General features: G+C 53.2%; 13 protein-coding genes. 5 read left to right on the top strand and 8 right to left on the bottom strand.

Going from position 1 to position 19,107, the window contains the following annotated elements; genetic code table 11:
- The first annotated feature begins 110 nt into the window (after positions 1-110).
- The 5 genes from CSD97_RS00580 (at position 111) to CSD97_RS00560 (ending at position 9,684) form a co-directional block, all read left to right on the top strand.
- The gene (locus tag CSD97_RS00580) at positions 111-3,146 is read left to right on the top strand and encodes a TonB-dependent receptor (protein WP_098031819.1); all 3,036 of its coding nucleotides are present in this window, start codon (positions 111-113) and stop codon (positions 3,144-3,146) included.
- 83 nt (positions 3,147-3,229) lie between these two features.
- On the top strand, positions 3,230-4,750 hold the full coding sequence (locus CSD97_RS00575; protein WP_098031818.1) for a RagB/SusD family nutrient uptake outer membrane protein: 1,521 nt from the start codon (positions 3,230-3,232) through the stop codon (positions 4,748-4,750).
- 315 nt (positions 4,751-5,065) lie between these two features.
- Positions 5,066-7,402 (top strand): beta-glucosidase BglX, encoded by a 2,337-nt coding sequence (bglX, locus tag CSD97_RS00570; protein WP_098031881.1) that lies wholly within the window; start codon positions 5,066-5,068, stop codon positions 7,400-7,402.
- Between the two features lie 39 nt (positions 7,403-7,441).
- On the top strand, positions 7,442-8,305 hold the full coding sequence (locus tag CSD97_RS00565; protein WP_008662722.1) for an endonuclease/exonuclease/phosphatase family protein: 864 nt from the start codon (positions 7,442-7,444) through the stop codon (positions 8,303-8,305).
- Between the two features lie 44 nt (positions 8,306-8,349).
- Positions 8,350-9,684, top strand: a complete 1,335-nt coding sequence (locus tag CSD97_RS00560) for a glucoamylase family protein (protein WP_098031817.1) — start codon at positions 8,350-8,352, stop codon at positions 9,682-9,684.
- An 87-nt stretch (positions 9,685-9,771) separates the two neighbouring features.
- On the opposite strand, the gene CSD97_RS00555 is transcribed toward CSD97_RS00560, so the two are convergent.
- The 8 genes from CSD97_RS00555 to CSD97_RS00525 form a co-directional block, all read right to left on the bottom strand.
- Positions 9,772-12,303, bottom strand: a complete 2,532-nt coding sequence (locus tag CSD97_RS00555; RefSeq protein ID WP_008662721.1) for a TonB-dependent receptor — start codon at positions 12,301-12,303, stop codon at positions 9,772-9,774.
- Positions 12,304-12,453: 150 nt separating this feature from the next.
- Positions 12,454-13,749 (bottom strand): DUF4010 domain-containing protein, encoded by a 1,296-nt coding sequence (locus CSD97_RS00550; RefSeq protein ID WP_005830344.1) that lies wholly within the window; start codon positions 13,747-13,749, stop codon positions 12,454-12,456.
- 34 nt (positions 13,750-13,783) lie between these two features.
- Positions 13,784-14,251 (bottom strand): CYTH domain-containing protein, encoded by a 468-nt coding sequence (locus tag CSD97_RS00545; protein WP_005834595.1) that lies wholly within the window; start codon positions 14,249-14,251, stop codon positions 13,784-13,786.
- Positions 14,252-14,270: 19 nt separating this feature from the next.
- The gene (locus tag CSD97_RS19175) at positions 14,271-14,405 is read right to left on the bottom strand and encodes a hypothetical protein (protein ID WP_005830349.1); all 135 of its coding nucleotides are present in this window, start codon (positions 14,403-14,405) and stop codon (positions 14,271-14,273) included.
- Between the two features lie 80 nt (positions 14,406-14,485).
- Positions 14,486-15,601 carry a peptide chain release factor 2 gene (gene prfB, locus CSD97_RS00540; RefSeq protein ID WP_005830350.1) on the bottom strand — a complete coding sequence of 372 codons (1,116 nt, stop codon included), beginning with the start codon at positions 15,599-15,601 and terminating at the stop codon, positions 14,486-14,488.
- A gap of 114 nt (positions 15,602-15,715) precedes the next feature.
- Entirely contained in the window at positions 15,716-16,468 is a 753-nt protein-coding gene (locus CSD97_RS00535; protein ID WP_009037711.1) for a carbohydrate-binding family 9-like protein, read from the bottom strand.
- On the bottom strand, positions 16,465-17,868 hold the full coding sequence (locus CSD97_RS00530) for a family 10 glycosylhydrolase (protein WP_005834590.1): 1,404 nt from the start codon (positions 17,866-17,868) through the stop codon (positions 16,465-16,467). Before CSD97_RS00530 ends, CSD97_RS00535 begins: the two co-directional genes overlap by 4 nt.
- Positions 17,869-17,873: 5 nt before the next feature.
- Entirely contained in the window at positions 17,874-19,100 is a 1,227-nt protein-coding gene (locus CSD97_RS00525; protein WP_098031816.1) for a DUF5009 domain-containing protein, read from the bottom strand.
- Positions 19,101-19,107 lie beyond the last annotated feature (7 nt).

The following is a 19,107-nucleotide window of genomic DNA, read 5'->3' as shown; positions in this document are numbered from 1 at the left end:
CAGTCCGCGAAAACCGGGCTGCCCTTTTTTAACACCGTCACCAAATCTTTTTTGCATTTTGATTGTTCAGAGGAGAAACTGAATGATTTATCCACTAAAAAATCAATGTAATGAAGAAGAACCTAAACCTTCCCAAGAAGAAAACCGGAAGACTGAGAAACCTGTTTCTGACGGTGTGCCTGCTGGCAAGTACCGCTGCATCGGCACAGGAGAAAACAGTAACCGGCACCGTGACCGACGCACTGGGTGACCCACTGATTGGCGCCACCGTATTGGTGCAGGGAACCTCCAATGGCGTGATTACCGACATAGACGGCCGGTACTCCATCCAGGCCACCCCGGAGAACACATTGGATTTTTCCTATGTAGGCATGGTGAAGCAAGCTGTCAAGGTAGGCAGCCAGTCGGTAATCAACGTCCAGATGAAAGACGACTCGCAGATGCTGGCCGAAACCGTTGTCATCGGTTATGGCAGCGCCAAGAAGCGAGACCTTACGGGCTCCATCACCAACATTAAAGGCGACGAAATCGCCAACAAGCCGGTGGTCAACCCCGTATCCGCACTGCAAGGCAAGATTGCCGGCGTGCAGGTGATAAACTCCGGCAAGGCAGGCTCCGACCCGGAAATCCGTGTACGCGGAACAAACTCCATCAACGGCTACAAGCCACTCTATGTGGTGGACGGACTGTTCAACGACAACATCAACTTCCTGAATCCGCAGGACATCGAATCCATGGAGATACTAAAAGACCCGTCGTCGCTCGCCATCTTCGGTGTGCGCGGTGCCAACGGCGTGATTATCATCACCACCAAGAAGGCGAAAGAGGGACAGACACGCGTCAATATCAACGGCTCGTTCGGTTTCAAGTCCATCACCGACAAAATTGCACTGACGGATGCCGAAGGCTTCAAACTGCTGTACAACGAACAGTTGAGGAACGAGGGCAACCCGGAATACAACTTCTCGGACTGGACGGGAAACACCAACTGGCAGGATGAAATCTTCCAGACTGGGTTCATCACCAACAACAACATCAGCATCACGGGTGCCTCGGACAAGAACAGCTTCTATCTCGGTGCGGGCTATGCTTACGAGCAAGGCAACATCAAGCACGAGAAGTACAGCAAAATCACGCTGAACATCAGCAACGACTATAAAGTGACGGACAACCTCAAGGTAGGTTTCCAATTCAACGGGGCACGCATGCTGCCCGCCGACACGAAGAGCGTTGCCACTGCCCTGCGCGCAGCTCCGGTGGCGCATGTATTCAACTCCGAGTACGGCCTCTACACCTCACTGCCCGGATTCCAGAAGGCACAGATGAACAACCCGATGGTGGACGTAGACCTGAAGGCGAATACCACGAAAGCCGAGAACTACCGTGGCTCGGGCAACGTGTACGGGCAATGGGATTTCCTGAAACACTTCCAGTTCAAGGCCATGTTCTCCCTGGACTATGCCTCGAACAGCACACGGACATACACCCCGGTTATCCAGGTATATGACGCAAGCGTCGAGGGAGACATAGCCACGCTGGGCAACGGCAAGACCGGAGTGTCCCAAGCCAAAGAAACGGAAATGAAGGTACAGAGCGACTATCTGCTGACCTACACCAACTCCTGGGGAGACCACAGCGTGACGGCCACAGCCGGTTTCACCACCTACTACAACAAGCTCGAGAATCTGAACGGCGCCCGTACCCAAGGGGTAGGCCTGGTCATTCCGGACAATCCCGACAAATGGTACGTAAGTATCGGCGACGCAGCCACCGCCACCAACGGCAGTACGCAGTGGGAGCGCTCCACCGTGTCCGTGCTGGCACGCGTGCTCTACAACTACAAGGGCAAGTACCTGTTCAACGGCTCCTACCGCCGCGACGGTTCTTCCGCCTTCTCCTACACCGGCAACCAGTGGCAGAACTTCTACTCCGTCGGCCTGGGCTGGCTGATGAGCGAGGAAGCATGGATGAAGGACATCACCTGGCTGGATATGCTGAAACTGAAAGGCTCATGGGGCACACTGGGCAACCAGAACCTGGACCGCGCCTATCCCGCCGAACCGTTGCTGACGAATGCCTACTCCGCCGTGTTCGGCACCCCGTCCGCCATCTACCCGGGCTACCAGCTTGCCTACCTGCCCAACCCCAAACTGCGCTGGGAGAAGGTGGAAGCCTGGGAAGCCGGTGCAGAAGCCAACTTCCTCCGCAACCGCCTGCACTTTGAAGGGGTGTACTACAAGAAGAAAACCAAAGACCTGCTGGCCGAAGTGCCGGGCATCTCGGGCACCGTACCGGGTATCGGAAACCTTGGCTCCATCGAGAATTCGGGCGTAGAGCTTGCCTTGAGCTGGCGCGACCGGATAGGCGACTGGAACTACAACATCGGAATGAACCTTGCCACCATCAAGAACAAGGTACTGAGCCTCGTGCAGGAAGGCTACTCCATCATAGCCGGAGACAAGCAGCAGAGCTACACAATGGCAGGATACCCCATCGGCTACTTCTACGGCTACAAGGTGGAAGGCGTCTACCAGACCCAGGAGGAGATTGAGCACTCTCCCAAGAACACACTGGCAACCGTCACCCCGGGCGACCTGAAATTCCGCGACGTGAACGGTGACGGAGAAATCACCACGGCAGACCGTACGATGATTGGTAACCCCACCCCCGACATCACCTACGGCTTCACGCTCGGACTGGGTTACAAGAACTGGGAGCTTGCCGTTGACATGATGGGGCAGGGCGGCAATCAGATTTACCGCACGTGGGACAACTACAACTGGAGCCAGTTCAACTTCATGGAGCAACGCATGGACCGCTGGCACGGCGAAGGGACCAGCAACACCCAGCCACTGCTGAACACCAAGCATACCATCAACAATCTGAACTCCGAGTATTACATAGAGGACGGCTCCTTCTTCCGCATCCGCAACGTGTCGCTGGCGTACAACTTCGACAAGGCGCTGATTTCGAAGATAGGCATGCAGGCACTGAAGCTCTACGTGAACATACAGAACCTGAAGACCTGGAAGCACAACACCGGATATACCCCGGAACTGGGCGGCTCGGCCATCGCTTTCGGGGTGGACGACGGCAGTTATCCGATGCCGGCGATTTATACGTTCGGATTTAATCTGACGTTCTAAAAGCCCTCCCCTAAATAAGAAAGAGTAACTTCAAACCTCCCCCGCCCCCTTCAAAGGAAACGGGGAATGAAAAATATAAATTTATGAAACTGATAAAATACATATTTACATTGCTGGTGGGTGCAACAGCCCTCTCACTGACATCCTGCAACGACTTCCTGGACCGCGACCCGCTGGGGCAGTTCACGGAAGATGACTCTCCTAACGCCCTTGTAGGCGGAAAGATATTCAACGTCTACTACCTGATGCGCTCGTACGATATCACTGCCGGTATTCCTGCTTTTATGGTGCACATGGTGCGCAGCGAGGACTCCGAGAAAGGCAGTGATGCCGGCGACGGCAGCAACGAGGCCGCCATGTGGGACGACTTCGAATACACTGCCTCCAACGGCCCTCTGAGTGCCTATTGGGGACAGAACTACAAAATCATCTACCAGTGCAACGAAATCCTGGACGACATTGAGAAGAGCGGACACAAGGACGACACCGAAGCCATCCGTAACCGTGGCGAAGCGCTCTTTTTCCGTGCCTGGTGCTACTTCAACCTGGTACGCGCCTTTGGCGAAGTGCCGCTGGTCACCATCAAGGTAGTGGAAGCCTCCGATGCCAACGTGCCCAAGACCACGGCGGAAAAGATATACGAACAGATTGACAAAGACCTGACCGAAGCCGAAGAATGCCTGCCCCTGCGGTGGGACAGCGACTATACGGGACGGCTGACCTGGGGCGCCGCACGCTCCCTGCACGCACGCACCTATATGATGCGGAACGATTGGGACAATATGTACACAGCCTCCACCGAAGTGATAAAGTCGGGCATCTACAACCTGAATACACCGGTCGACAAAGTCTTCACCGTAGAAGGGGAGAATTGCGGTGAGAGCATCTTCGAACTGCAATGCGAAGCCACCGACGCCATGAAAGAGGATGCCAGCATCGGCAGCCAGTTCTGCCAGGTGCAAGGGGTGCGCGGAGCCGGCGAGTGGGACCTGGGATGGGGCTGGCACATGGCCACCTCACTGATGGGCAAGGCCTTTGAGCCGGGCGACCCGCGCCGGAACGCCACATTGCTCTACTTCCGTCACAGCACGGACGAACCCATTACACCGGAGAATACCAACCAGCCTTATGGCGAGTCACCCGTATCCACCGCCATGGGTGCCTACTTCAACAAGAAGGCCTACACGGACCCAACACTGCGCCGCAAGTACAGCCGTATGGGTTTCTGGGTAAACATCCGCCTCATCCGCTATCCGGACGTGCTGCTGATGGCTGCCGAAGCCGCCAACGAGAAAGGGCTGACAGGCGAAGCCGCCGGGTATCTGGAACAAGTACGCGCCCATGCCCGCGGCACACTGGCAGACGTGCTTCCGAAGGTAGAATCTGCCAGCCAGTCTGTGCTGCGTGACGCCATTCGCCACGAACGCCGCGTAGAGCTGGCACTGGAACCCGACCGCTTCTACGACCTCGTGCGCTGGGGCATTGCCAAAGAAGTGCTGCAAGCTGCCGGAAAGAATTACCAGGACAAGAATGCACTACTGCCTCTGCCCCAGACAGAGATAGACAAATCGAACGGAGTACTGGTACAGAACCCCGACTATTGATACCCGGCCAAAGGAAACAGCCGATCCAATCAATGGCAAAAGGTCTATTTCATAACTTGCTCTCAATCAAAGCATTGCTACTGCAAAGAGCTGCAAACTTTTTGCAGTGGCACTGCAAAAGTGTTGCAGTAGCACTGCACAACAGTTGCAGTGTCGCTGCAAAGCAGTTGCAGTAGCGCTGCAAACCGTTTGCAGTATCACTGCAGAGAAATTGCAGCACCGTTGCAAAGAAGTCATAGCGCTACTGCAATAGAGTGACGGCAATCTAAAAACAATGAAGGGAACATACTTACAAACAATTAATTCAATATGAATATGAAGAAAATTTTCAAGAGAACAAGTCTGCTGCTCGCAACCGCTTTAATAGGTGTCACCGCCACCGTGCAGGCGCAGAAGTCTCCGCAGGACATGGACCGCTTCATCGACGCACTGATGCGTCGGATGACTGTGGAAGAGAAAATCGGCCAGCTCAACCTGCCCGTGACCGGAGAGATCACTACCGGTCAGGCAAAGAACAGCGACGTGGCCAAGAAGATTGAGCAGGGGCTCGTGGGAGGGCTTTTCAATCTGAAAGGAGTGGCCAAGATACGCGACGTACAGAAACTGGCCGTAGAGAACTCCCGCCTGGGCATCCCCCTGCTGTTCGGCATGGATGTGATACATGGCTATGAGACCATCTTCCCCATCCCCCTCGGCCTCTCCTGCACGTGGGACATGGCAGCCATCGGGCAGTCTGCCCGCATCGCCGCCATCGAAGCCAGTGCCGACGGCATCTCATGGACCTTCAGCCCGATGGTGGACATCAGCCGTGACCCGCGCTGGGGACGTGTATCCGAAGGGTCGGGCGAAGACCCGTTCCTCGGAGGCGCCATCGCCCGCGCCATGGTGTTGGGGTATCAGGGAAAAGACCTGAACGACCAACTGACACGGAACGACGAAATCATGGCATGCGTCAAGCACTTCGCACTGTACGGTGCCGGAGAAGCCGGACGCGACTACAACACCGTAGACATGAGCCGCAACCGCATGTTCAACGAATACATGTACCCCTATGAAGCAGCCGTCCGCGCCGGAGTGGGCAGTGTAATGGCCTCTTTCAACGAAGTGGACGGTGTGCCCGCCACCGCCAACCGCTGGCTGATGACAGACGTGCTGCGCAAACAATGGGGCTTCAACGGTTTTGTGGTGACCGACTTTACCGGTATCTCCGAAATGGTGGAGCACAGCATCGGTGACCTGCAGACCGTTTCCGCCCGTGCGCTCAACGCCGGTGTGGACATGGATATGGTGAGCGAAGGTTTCGTGGGCACGTTGAAAAAGTCGCTCACCGAAGGCAAAATAACCATGAAGACGCTGAATGCAGCCTGCCGCCGCATCCTTGAAGCGAAATACAAGTTAGGGCTGTTCGATGACCCTTACAAATACTGCGACCTCAGCCGTCCCGCACGCGACATCTTCACGCGCGAGCACCGCGACGCCGCACGCCGGATTGCCGCCGAAAGCTTTGTGCTGCTGAAAAACGAACCTTTTGAGGGACAAGGCAAGAAGTCTTCTCGTCCCGTCCTTCCTTTGGAGAAGCAAGGCACCGTCGCCGTCATCGGCCCCCTGGGCAATACCCGCAGCAACATGCCCGGTACCTGGAGTGTTGCCGCACGCCTGGACGACTATCCCTCTCTGTACGAAGGATTGAAAGAAATGACAGCCGGCCGGGTGAACATCACCTACGCCAAAGGCAGCAACCTCATCGGTGATGTAGCCTACGAGGAACGCGCCACCCTATTCGGCCGATCGCTGGGCCGGGACAACCGTACGGATAAGGAACTGCTGGACGAAGCTTTGAAGGTGGCCTCCGGTGCCGACGTGATTGTAGCCGCCCTGGGCGAGTCTTCCGAAATGAGCGGTGAAAGCTCGAGCCGTACCGACCTCGACATCCCCGACGTGCAACGCACCCTGCTGGAAGCCTTGCTGAAGACCGGAAAGCCCGTTGTACTGACCCTCTTCACCGGCCGACCGCTGACGCTCACCTGGGAGCAGGAACATGTGCCCGCTATCTTGAACGTATGGTTCGGTGGCAGTGAAGCGGCATACGCCATCGGCGACGTACTGTTCGGTGACGTGAACCCAAGCGGTAAGCTGACCATGACTTTCCCGAAGAACGTAGGGCAGATACCTTTATTCTACAACCACAAGAATACCGGTCGCCCGCTGGCTGCCGGCAATTGGTTCGAGAAGTTCCGCAGCAACTATCTGGATGTGGACAATGAACCGCTGTATCCCTTCGGCTACGGGCTCTCATACACCACTTTCCAGTACAGCGACATCGCCCTCAGTACCCCGGTCATGGGACAAAATGGCTCCACCACTGCCGTAGTCACCGTGACCAATACCGGCAAGCGTGACGGCGCAGAAGTCGTGCAGCTCTATATCCGCGACCTCGTAGGCAGCATTACCCGCCCCGTACGCGAGCTGAAAGGCTTTGAAAAGGTGTTCCTGAAAGCGGGCGAAAGCAAGACCGTATCCTTCAAGATTACCCCTGAGCTGCTCCGCTTCTACGACTACGACCTCAACCACGTGGCCGAGCCGGGAGATTTCGATGTGATGATAGGTGGCAGCAGCCAGGCAGAAAAGACAGCCCGACTGACACTGAAATAAAATAAAATATTTAATATTGCACTCTAAAAACAAGAAAACATGAGATATACTACTTTACTTCTTTGTTTTTGCAGCATTCTGCTCCTTGGCAGCTGCAAGAGCCAGCCCTCCGCACAGAACGGACAGCCGCTGGAAGTGATGACGTTCAATGTCCGCCTGGATATTCCTTCGGACAGTGTAAACAACTGGAATTACCGCAAGGGTGACGCCTGCCGTATGATAGCCTACTACAGCCCCGACTTGCTGGGCATGCAGGAAGTGCTTCACAACCAAATGGAAGACCTAAAACGCGGGCTGCCGCAATACACAGCACTCGGTGTGGGGCGCGACGACGGCAAGGAAGCAGGCGAATACTGCCCGATATTCTTCCGGACCGACCGGTTTACACTGGTGGAATACGGCAATTTCTCCCTCAGCGAGCAACCCGAAACTATCGGCATCAAGGGCTGGGACGCTTCCTACAACCGTGTCACCACCTGGGCGATACTGCAGGAAAAGAACAACGGACAAAAGTTTGTATATTTCAACACCCATCTGGACAACGACGGAAAGACAGCCCGCAAAGAGGGCGTGCAACTCATTCTCGACAAAATCAAGGAGATAGCACCGGACATGCCCGCCATCATCACCGGTGACTTTAACTGTACGCCCGGTGAAGAACCTCTGCAAACGCTGGAAAAGGGAGGAATGGAAAATGCCGCAAAGACAGCTGCCGTCACCTACGGTCCGTCCTGGTCTTTCCATGACTTCGGCCGTCTGCCGGTGGAGGAACGCGTACTGCTGGACTATGTCTTCGTGACCAAAGGCGCAAAGATAGACCGCTACCGCGTTATCCAAGACAAACCGGAGAACAGCTACCTTTCCGACCACTGTCCTATACTTGTTGAATTGACCGTGCAATGAATATAGATAAGTAAATGATAAAAAAACAAGTAAGCATTGGTACAATGAAAATACAATACTGTTTATTATTGTTCCTGCTGTTGCTCGGTTTCACGCAATGCAAAAGCCCCGCCGCCAAAGAAGACCGGCTGAGCGACGATGCCCTGATGGACACCGTACAGCGCCGTACCTTCAACTACTTCTGGGAAGGTGCCGAGCCCAACAGCGGACTGGCACGCGAACGCATCCACATGGACGGTGTCTATCCGGAGAACGACCAGAACGTAATCACGTCCGGTGGAAGCGGCTTCGGCATCATGGCTATACTTGCCGGTATAGACCGCGGCTATGTCACCCGCCAGGAAGGGCTGGAACGAATGGAGAAAATCGTCTCCTTCCTCGAAACCGCTGACCGTTTCCACGGTGCCTACCCACACTGGTGGTATGGCGATACGGGCAAGGTGAAACCCTTCGGGCAGAAAGACAATGGCGGCGACCTGGTAGAAACAGCCTTCATCATGCAGGCGCTGCTCTCCGTCCACCAGTACTACATCGACGGTTCGCCCGCCGAGCAAGCCCTCGCCGCCCGCATCGACAAGCTGTGGCGCGAAGTGGACTGGAACTTCTACCGCCAGAACGGCCAGAACGTGCTCTATTGGCACTGGAGTTCGGAATACGGTTGGGAAATGAACTTTCCCGTACACGGTTACAACGAATGCCTCATCATGTATATCCTTGCCGCCGCCTCGCCTACCCACGGCGTGCCTGCAGCAGTCTATCACGAGGGCTGGGCGCAGAACGGGGCCATTGTAGACCCTCATAAAGTGGAGAATATCGAGTTGCATCTGCGCTATCAAGGCACAGAAGCCGGACCGCTCTTCTGGGCACAATACTCGTTTCTCGGCCTCGACCCCATCGGGCTGAAGGATGAATACTGCGCCAACTACTTCGACGAGATGCGTAACCTGACGCTTGTGAACCGTGCCTACTGTGTCCGCAACCCCAAGCACTACAAAGGTTTCGGGCCCGACTGCTGGGGACTGACAGCCAGCTACTCCGTCAACGGATATGCCGCCCACGCTCCCAACGAACGCGACGACCAGGGAGTCATCTCTCCAACTGCCGCCTTGTCATCCATCGTCTATACCCCGGAACAGTCGTTGCAAGTGATGCGCCACCTCTACGAGATGGGAGATAAGGTCTTCGGCCCCTATGGCTTCTACGATGCTTTCAGCGAAACGGACAACTGGTATCCGCAGCGCTACCTCGCCATTGACCAGGGCCCGATAGCCGTCATGCTCGAGAATTATCGGTCGGGACTGCTGTGGAAGCTCTTCATGAGTCATCCGGATGTGCAGAAAGGGTTGAAGGAGTTGGGGTTCTCAACAGTCAGCAAGTAACTTACTATCATAAAAAATCCCCTTCTGAAACTTGTATTCTCTGATGAATAGCGAGGTACAAGTTTCAGAAGGGGATGTATTTACAACCTATTCACCGCCGCCACCGGAACCACTGCCACCGCTCTTCACATCATCATTGCTGATAGTGCGCGCAGCCTTTTTCACGCTTGCCTTCAACTCACCGATACGGTAGCTGACGCTTATGCCAAAGCGTTGGCGGCTGTACTTATAATTGCTTTCCCGTATAAAACCGCTGCCTTCGGTGGTGGAGCTTTGGTCCATATACTTCTTGAAGAAGTTGCTGGCAAAGGCAGACAAGGTGAGGCGCTTGTCCAAGAAGGACTTGTTGACGCTCAAGCCATAATCAAAGAAGCTGCTGCCCTTACCTTGCAGCATAATCCACGGCGTCTGTCCGAAGACATTCAGACTGATGCGCCAGTCATGGGGCAGCGTCTGCTGTGCACCGCCGTAGGCAAAGAGGCTCCAGCCATCGTTACGCATGCCTTCACTGCCCTCCAGATAAGAGTAATTGCCGCTCATGTTCATGTAGATACGTGTACGTGGAGTGGCATTCCAGTTGACGTAACCGTTCACACTGGCATAACGGGTCTTGCCGATGTTGGCATAGGTAGAATAAAGCACATCCTTGCCCGTGGGGTTCTTCAATCCCTCAATCTCCGTATCGGGCATGAGCCTTGTCACATTCTCAATACTGTTGTTGGTAAACGAGTAGCGGGCCGAGATATTGATATTGAACTTCTGTGTGAAGTTACTGTAACTCAAGTTGAAAGCATGGCTCTTCTCACTGTCCAGCTTCGGATTACCCTGGCTGATATAGGAGGGGTCCGTATCATTCAGATAAGGATTCAGAGACCAGATTCCCGGACGATAGATACGCATGTTGTACCCCAAACGCAGATTGGACATATCCGTCAGCTTGTAGCCGATAGAAGCGGAAGGCACTACGTCGTCGAAGTTCTTTGTGAAATCCTCGCCGCGGCCCACCAGATACTTCACATCTTGGATGGTATGCTCGTAGCGTAATCCCAAACGGCCCGAAAGTCTCTTCACCTTCAGTCCATATCCCAGATAGGCGGCGATAATATCGTTCAAATGCTTGTAGTGTGAGCTCTGGTCCTTGTTGTATTCATACTTTCCGGTATCGTCCGCATCAAAACGGTCGTCTTCGGAGGAGTTGTTGCGCAGAATGTACTTGGCACCTGCCTCCAATGTATGCAGCTTGCCGATAGGCGTGGTATAGTCGGCCTGGAACGTATGCTCCGTGGTATTCTGCTCACCGTCGTTATGCTGGTTCTTCAAACGGTTCAGATAGTCTGCCCAATCGGGGTTATAGCCATTGTCTATTTCATATTCCGTATAGGAATCCGACGTTTGCGGACGGGTGTTTATCTTGTAGGAGAACGTCAGCATGCGGTCCTTGACCTTGAACAGACGCTGGTAGTCGATACCTCCGTCGATGGAATACCAGGAAGACTTGCTGCGGTTGAAGGCAGAGTAGCTGTAAATGGGAGCAGCGTTTATGTTCTCCGGAAAAGTAGCGATGTAATCCGTAGAGCCGTTACTCTTGTTCCCGCCGCCCCAAAGTCCGAAAGACATGGTGACCAGGCGTAATGTATCTATTTCGTAGCTGGCCTCCATGCTGCCCGACTGGAAAGAACCGTGTCCCTTGTTGCTGCCGTCATAGTCCAGATTGGAAGAATTCTCCGTAACAGCTTCCGGTGTCACATGCTGGCTACCACTGCTGTAGTTGCGGGGCTGGTCGTTGTAATTGTAATTGTAGCGGGCGCTGACGGTCAGCTTTCCGCTCTTTATGGTACCGAATGCCCCGCCGCCTGCACCGCGGTTGCTGACGTTGGCACTGAACGTAGCCGTATAGCCTTCGAGTCCGCTGCCCACGGTGACGATGTTCAGAATACCGCCCACACCCTCGGCGTCATACTTGGGGCCGGGATTGGTTATCACTTCAATATGCTTGATACTGTTTGCAGGCATACTTTTCAGCACTTCCGTCGGGTTGTTGCTCATCATGTTGTTGGGCTTTCCGTTGACATATACCTTAAAGCTGCTACTCCCGTTCACCTGAATATTGTCCTCGCCATCCACCGTTACCAACGGTACCTTGCGAAGCATTTCCAGCACGGAGTTCGACTGGGCGTCAGGGTCATCCTGCACATTGTACTCTATCTTGTCAATATCTGCCTTCACCAGAGGCTTCTGTGCCACTATTTCCACCTGCCCCAGCTCATTGGAGGCATCTACGATATACAGCGTGCCGAAGTCCACCAGCTTCTCCCCTGCCTTCACAGAAAAGTCCTTCACGATGGGAGTACGTCCCACGGAAGTGATGGTCATCACGAAGTTGCCCGTACCGGGTACTTTCTCCTGGAACTGGCCTTTCATGTCCGTTACCAGCATTTTCAGCGCCTTTGCAGGGGCCTCTTTCTTCACGATTTTAATGGTAGCATAAGGTTCACCCTCCTGGGTGAGTGAGTCGAGCAAAATTCCTTTAACCTGGAAAGAAGTGTTTGCCGTGTTTTGCGCTGCAAGCAGTCCCGAAATCATCAGCATCCATAGCAGCACAGTCCATTTTGTTCTCATTGCGTTTTTATATTTAGTGACTATTCATGTTTATTGTCTTGGTATTAGACGTTTCCCGTTCGAGTTTTGTCACAATGAATTCGGCAAAAATAGCCCCTTTTTCATGCATTTACGAGACTTTCGGAGTTAAAAAAGCAAAAAGAAAGCAATTTAGAGAAAATAGAAGAAAAGTAACAGACAGATATTTGCGGCAATAACAGAGCCGAATCCCCCCAATATCCACGGCCGCAAAGGGCTTTTTCCACCGGCAAAGAATAACGCGTAGCACATGTTTACCGCTATATTGCTGACAATAGCCTGCATGCTGCAAGCCGTAATCACCAGCACCGCCACACTGCCCGTTCCTTGAAGCAGGTTCAGGATGAAAGGAGTAATGTCACTGAACCCCGAAATGAAAGAGAGCAAGTTCAGTCCACCCGTGCCGGCATACACCAGCGTATAGTGGGTCAAGATAGTGAACACCACAAACAGCATGGCAAAAATCAGCGCTACCTTGAACTCCAACGGATTACTGCTGTCCTCGTCCTCCGTGGTCTGCGTGCCGTCGTCCACCCGTTTCCGCTTGGAATGCAGATACCATGCCACGGCTGCCGTTACCACCGACATTATCAGCAGGTAGGGATAAATGGCCAGTAGCGTCTCCCGGCTGAAAATACCTATCAATATCAAGAAACGGAGGAACATCATGCTGACCGCCAACAACATGGCTGCCACATATTCGGGAGCATCCTGCACAGAAGCCTTACGGCTCTTTCGCGCCAGTACGGAAATGGTAGCCGTGCTGCTGTACAAGCCTCCCACGATGCCCGAAACCAGAATGCCCGACTCATGGAAAACGTAACGCTTCAACAGATAAGAAAGGTAGGAAATGCCCGATACAACCACCGTGGCCAGCCAAATACTGTATGGCGTCAGGTTGATGCCGGGAATAAGATTCTCATTGGGCAGCATCGGCAGGATAATGCCGCTGATGGCAAGGAACTTGGCAAGCGTAATCATCTCGTCGTTCTTCATGCGCTGGGCCAGTTCCGTGAAGGTGTGTTTCAGCTCGGTGAAGAGCAGGACGGTCACTATGACCATGACGTAGAACCACGACGGCTGCGTGGCCACAATGGGAGCAATACAGTAGGTGATGAGTGCAATAATGATGGTGGTTACTCCGAACACATGGTACTGTGACTGCTTCACATAATAGTTCAGTCCGAGCAGCAGTCCCAGAATGGCTCCTCCTCCCATGAACAGACGATAGCCCGTAGGGTCGAGGATATAGAGCAGATAGCCCAGAATGCCTATAAAAGTGAAGGTGCGGTCGGTACCGAAAAGCGTAGTTTCCCCTTCGCGCTTCAAGCTGATTTTACGCTGTGAAAGCCCGATGAGTAAAGAGAATACAGTGACCAAAAGGAAGGTGACCAGTTCTCTTGGCAGGTAGTCGTAAAGTTTCTCCATGACGATTAAACAAGTACGGCATACAATTGGTTTGCTACCATGTGGTGAAAGGGTGTTTCATCAGTTGCGAGTTATAGTAGCGGACATCTCCCGTCACCTCCCGTCCGATGAATGCAGGTTTCACGAAAGGCTCGTCTTCCGAGGAGAGTTCCACCTCGGCCACAGTCAGTCCCTCATTCTCGCCATAGAATTCATCCACCTCAAAGACGTGCTGTCCGCTGCGCACCAGGTAACGGGTCTTGTCGATGATACCCGGTTCGCACAGCTTCAGCAATTCCCGCGCTTCGCACAGCGGAATTTCCTTTTCCCACTCGTAGCGGCTGGTTCCCGATTCATTGGATGCACCCTTGATGGTGAGAAATCCCCGTTCATCGCGGATGCGCACCCGTACTGTCCGTCCACGTACACTGCTGATGTATCCTTGTACGATACGGCTGTGTGCATACGCTTGTGGCTTGTATTCTCCCGTCACGAGGAATTTCCGTTCTATCTCCTGCGGCATGTCGTTTCCAGTGATTTTATCAGCCCCAGTAAGAGTAAGCCACAAACATGGCGATGACCAATACAATGGCTATTACTCCCATCGTCATCATCACTTTCTTGGCTTGTTGCTCTTCCTTCTGGCTGTGCATTGCTTTCTTTTTACTTTTTCCCATGGTGTGTTTTATAGTTTAAAGTTCAACGATGAACAAAGTAAGAAGAAATTCGGGAAGAATGCAAATGAAAGGGAGAAAATTTATTCGCCACTTCCTGCAAACTCCATCAGGTAAGCTTTGATAAAGCCGTCTATCTTTCCATCCATCACACCATTCACATCACTGGTCTGGAAGTTGGTACGGTGGTCCTTCACGCGGCGGTCGTCGAAGACGTAGCTACGAATCTGGCTACCCCATTCGATTTTCTTCTTACCGGCTTCCACCTTTGCCTGCTCGGCCATGCGGTGTTGGAGTTCCTTGTCGTAAAGCATGGAACGGAGAAGGCGGAGAGCGTTCTCGCGGTTCTTGGGCTGGTCTCGTGTCTCGGTATTTTCAATCAGGATTTCTTCCTCTTCGCCCGTATATGGATCCTTATACTGATAGCGCAGACGGACACCGGACTCTACCTTATTGACGTTCTGTCCACCGGCGCCACCACTTCGGAAGGTATCCCATGACATGCGGGCAGGTTCGATGTTCACCTCGATGGTATCATCTACCAAGGGAGTGACAAACACGGATGCAAAAGAAGTCATACGCTTGCCCTGGGCATTGTAGGGCGAAACACGCACCAAGCGGTGTACACCGTTCTCACCTTTCAGGTAGCCGTAGGCATAATCGCCGGAAATCTCGATGGTACAAGTCTTGATACCTGCCTCGTCTCCTTCCTGCAGGTTGGCGATGGTGGCCTTATAGCCGTGAGTCTCGGCATAGCGCAGATACATACGCATCAGCATGCTTGCCCAGTCCTGGCTCTCCGTACCACCGGCACCAGAGTTAATTTTCAGCACACAGTCCATCTGATCGGCTTCCTCGCGAAGCATATTCTTGAGTTCGAGGGCCTCGACAGCAGTGATTGCCTTGGCATAGGCATCGTCCACTTCCTCTTCAGTCACCAGTTCGTCTTTGTAAAAGTCGAAAGCCAGTTGTACCTCGTCAGTCAAGGTCTTTACCTCATTGTAGCCGGAAATCCATTGCTGCAAGCCTTTCACTTTCTTCATCTGAGCCTCGGCAGCCTTCTGGTCGTCCCAGAAACCGGGAGCCTGGGTGCGGAGCTGCTCTTCTTCCACCTGTATCTTCTTTCCTTCAATGTCCAGATAGCGGTTCAACGCCTCGGTACGTTCTTTGATATCTTTCAGTTGTTCTGCGGTAATCATATATGCATTTACAATTTAGGAAGTGCAAAGGTACAAAAAAACACATAATTCCGCAATTGTCAATCCAATAAGTAATGCTAACGGCAAATGATTCCACCAGAACACCCTAAAGATTTATTCAAAAGACAAGGTGCCGAAAAAGGCCGGACAGTGGAACATGGGGCGTTCCAGCCCGATAGGACTCCAAGAAAGGAAGTGGGGAGTCTGGAGTTTGTCACCACACTTGTAGAAATTCCCTTTCATTGTTTTTCCGTCCAGAGAACCGACGGAATGCTGGAAGAAAGCGGAAACGGGAATAACCATGGCCAGTTCCCAGCTGCACTCGCCCAAACGTTCCTCGAAAGGTTCGCCGGCCAACGAGCTCCAACGTTTCACCATGCCCAGCACCTCCTGACTCGCCGTAGGACGGCGCTCATTGACTGCACCTCCCTGAATCAGCAGCCTGCCGGCGCAGTTACATTCGAAATTGTAATAGCGGTCGTCACCTTCGGGAGATACGAAGAATTCCACACAAGCATCTTCCCATACCCGGCCATTGTCTCCGGAGGCCACTGCACGCACACTGGCTTCCTTCACTTTGTAGTGGAGCAGGATTTCGCGCCCCGTATGGGCTATGCGGAAACTCACTTCCGGCTTGTAGGGATAATCTTTCCAGTTGACCACATCAAGAGGCTGAAACTCTATCCCGTTCTCGTCCAGCAAGGACGGCACAGCCTCACCTTCCGGTGAAGCCGTACACATTACTTTCTTTACGGACAAGCTCTTTCCACTCTGGGCATTGCAACAAACCATGCCTACCATTGAAAACACCAAGAGCAGAAGGAGTTTGCTCCCGTAATCTCTCACTATCATAAAACGTCCTTTCATTTCTTATTAGTAGAAGCCTTGTCTGCTACTGCTACATCCCAACCGGAAACAACGTCGCCGTAAAGATAGAATGTCACGTCAAAAGTAGTCTTGCTATTCTCATCCACCACTTGGTAGCAGCGTGTCGCGTCATAGGAATCCACCTCCTTGTACTCGCCCAATGCCAGCGGAGCCGGCTCTTCCTTGCCGGCAGCCTTGGCTATGATTTGCTGCATGCGTTCCTGCATCAGCTTCATAATGCCTTCATGCTTGAAGGGGTCGGGATCCGCCACTTCGGGATGGGTAGCCTTTATCACCCCGCCATTGGCGGCACGCACGGCTCTGACACTGTCCGTATAAGCCTTGAACTGCCTCTTCACCTCCGGAGAACGCAGTCCATGAATGGTAAATACGGCAATTCCCTGGGCGCCGTTGTTGAGAGCGGCATCCATGCATTCGAACATCATCGGGCCGTCGGTGGCGGTCATGCCGCAGTACAGTGTAGTCATATCGTTCTTGTCGCGTACATTCTCAACCGTACAGTCGGAAATGAAGCTGGCATCGCCCGTATAGAAGGTATGGTAAACCATCGGGAACACGATGTCGAGATTCCATTTGCCCCAGTCCTGGCGCACCATGCGTGAAGCCATCTTCGGGGTGGGGAACGGGGAGGCAGCCATTGTCTTGCCGTAGGAGTGCACCACTTCGGCAATCATATTGGCCACTTCGGTTATCTGGTCGCAACGGAACTGGCGCCACTTCACATCGAGGGAAGGGTCTTCCTGCTCGCGGGGGTCATAACCGTACTGCTCCTTGAACAACCTGAGCATTTCCGGATGGTAACCGTAATCCCACGCAGCGTATTCACGGTCCTGCACAATGCCATAATGGGGCCACAAGGTGGTGGGAAGCACCACATCCACAAAACGATGATAGTCGATGGCAATGCCATTCAAGCCTTCCACTTCGCAGTAGGCCTTGATTTTTTCCTTGATGAACTCGCGGACTTCGGGCAATGCCGGGCAGAGAAACTTGTAATAGCCTACATAGGCGGTAGTGTCTGCCAGGCTCTTGCCGTTACGATTCACGCTGAACCATTCGGGATGCTCCTTCAATATCTTGTCACGGTCGTGTTCCAGATTCATGGTCCATAACCAGGCATACACTTCGATTCCGTGTTTATGGGCAACCGGTATGGCAGCCCGGTAATCGTCGGGAGTCGGCGCATTCAGCATAATTCCATCCATGCCGATGTCGTTCATCACTTGGCAGATGGAGTCGAAGTTCATGCCGGGACGATAGTCCAGCCACGTCCAGAACATGGGATATTCCTTGGTTGTTTTCTTAGCTCCCTGCTGGCACGAGAACATGCCCAGCGCAAGGAACAGCAGCAAGAATGCAGGTAAAAAGCTCTTTTTCATTCTATCTAAATTTTAAGTTTAACATGCAGTTTTTCCATCACCCAGGTAACGCCGATTACCACAAAGGCAAAACAAAGGCAGTTGACCAGCCCCATGAATCCATGTGTGAACCAGTCCGGCAGGACAACACCGGTCACATCAGCAAAGCCATAGAAGACATAAGGCACCAGATAAGTGGTCAGCGTAGCCGTTCCGGCAGGGCGTATCAGGTTGAACCAACCTGTGACCTGATGGCTGACCAGATAGCCGAGCAGTGTGTAGAGCCCCACGGAAATGGCAGTCACATAGAACACCCAGGGAGGAGTGCCACCCATCTTGGCCACAATCCAGAAATGGTGTGTCCCAATTCCGACCAGCAGAAGCAGAACGGCAACCGTCAGCCCATTGCGGAGTTTCCAGCCGTCACCCTTGCCGGCATAGCGGGCGCTGAGAATGGAAAGGATGACACCTCCCATTGTAAATGCGGGCAAAGCCCCGTTGCCGATATGCAGGATGGACAACATGCCCTGATAGAAGTTGCGTTCGGGAAAGGCAAGGATAGCCTCACCGCCAAAGCCCTCGCGCAAAGGCGTACCCAGCAGGCATATCAGGATAAAGGCACCCCAGGCAGGCAGCAGATACTGCAACCGGTCACGGCTGAAGATATAGATTACGGCACATACCAGATAGGTCCAGCCGATGGAGCCCAATATTCCCCAATAGGCACCGAATACACCTCCCTGCGGATTGCGGAACGTGAAGGCAAGGTAAAGGAGAACCAATACTCCGATTATTTTAAAAGCACGGAAAAGGTTCTTCTGAGTGCCGGAAGCCGGTTTCGGATATTGGTTCCACACACCGATAAAGCCTATGGCCATCAGGAACCAGTATACTCCTATCGGATAGGGAGCTTCCGGTGAAAGCCGGAACTCCGAGTTCGTTATAAACGCCCCCATCACCAGCAAGGCAAAGGTGCGGGAAAGGATATGCCCCAAGGTGGACTCTGCCGAGAAGCCCTTGGCATATCTGCGCTCAATGGCGTAAGGTATGGACATTCCCACTGCAAACAAAAAGCAGGGGAATACAATATCCGCCAGTCCCATAAAATCCTCACCATAGACGGCATGTTCCAGCCAATGGGGTACGTCATGCACTTTCCAGAAGTCATTGACGAAAATCATGGTGAACATGGTCAACGCCCTCAGCATGTCAATGGCCGGATTGCGCCGTGAATAAACAGTCTTGTCACTCATATCATCT

The organism is Bacteroides sp. AR29 (assembly GCF_900217715.1).
Classification (GTDB): domain Bacteria; phylum Bacteroidota; class Bacteroidia; order Bacteroidales; family Bacteroidaceae; genus Bacteroides; species Bacteroides uniformis.
The sequence above is the reverse complement of the archived record's forward strand: the minus strand, read 5'-3'. Positions and strand labels throughout refer to the sequence as shown.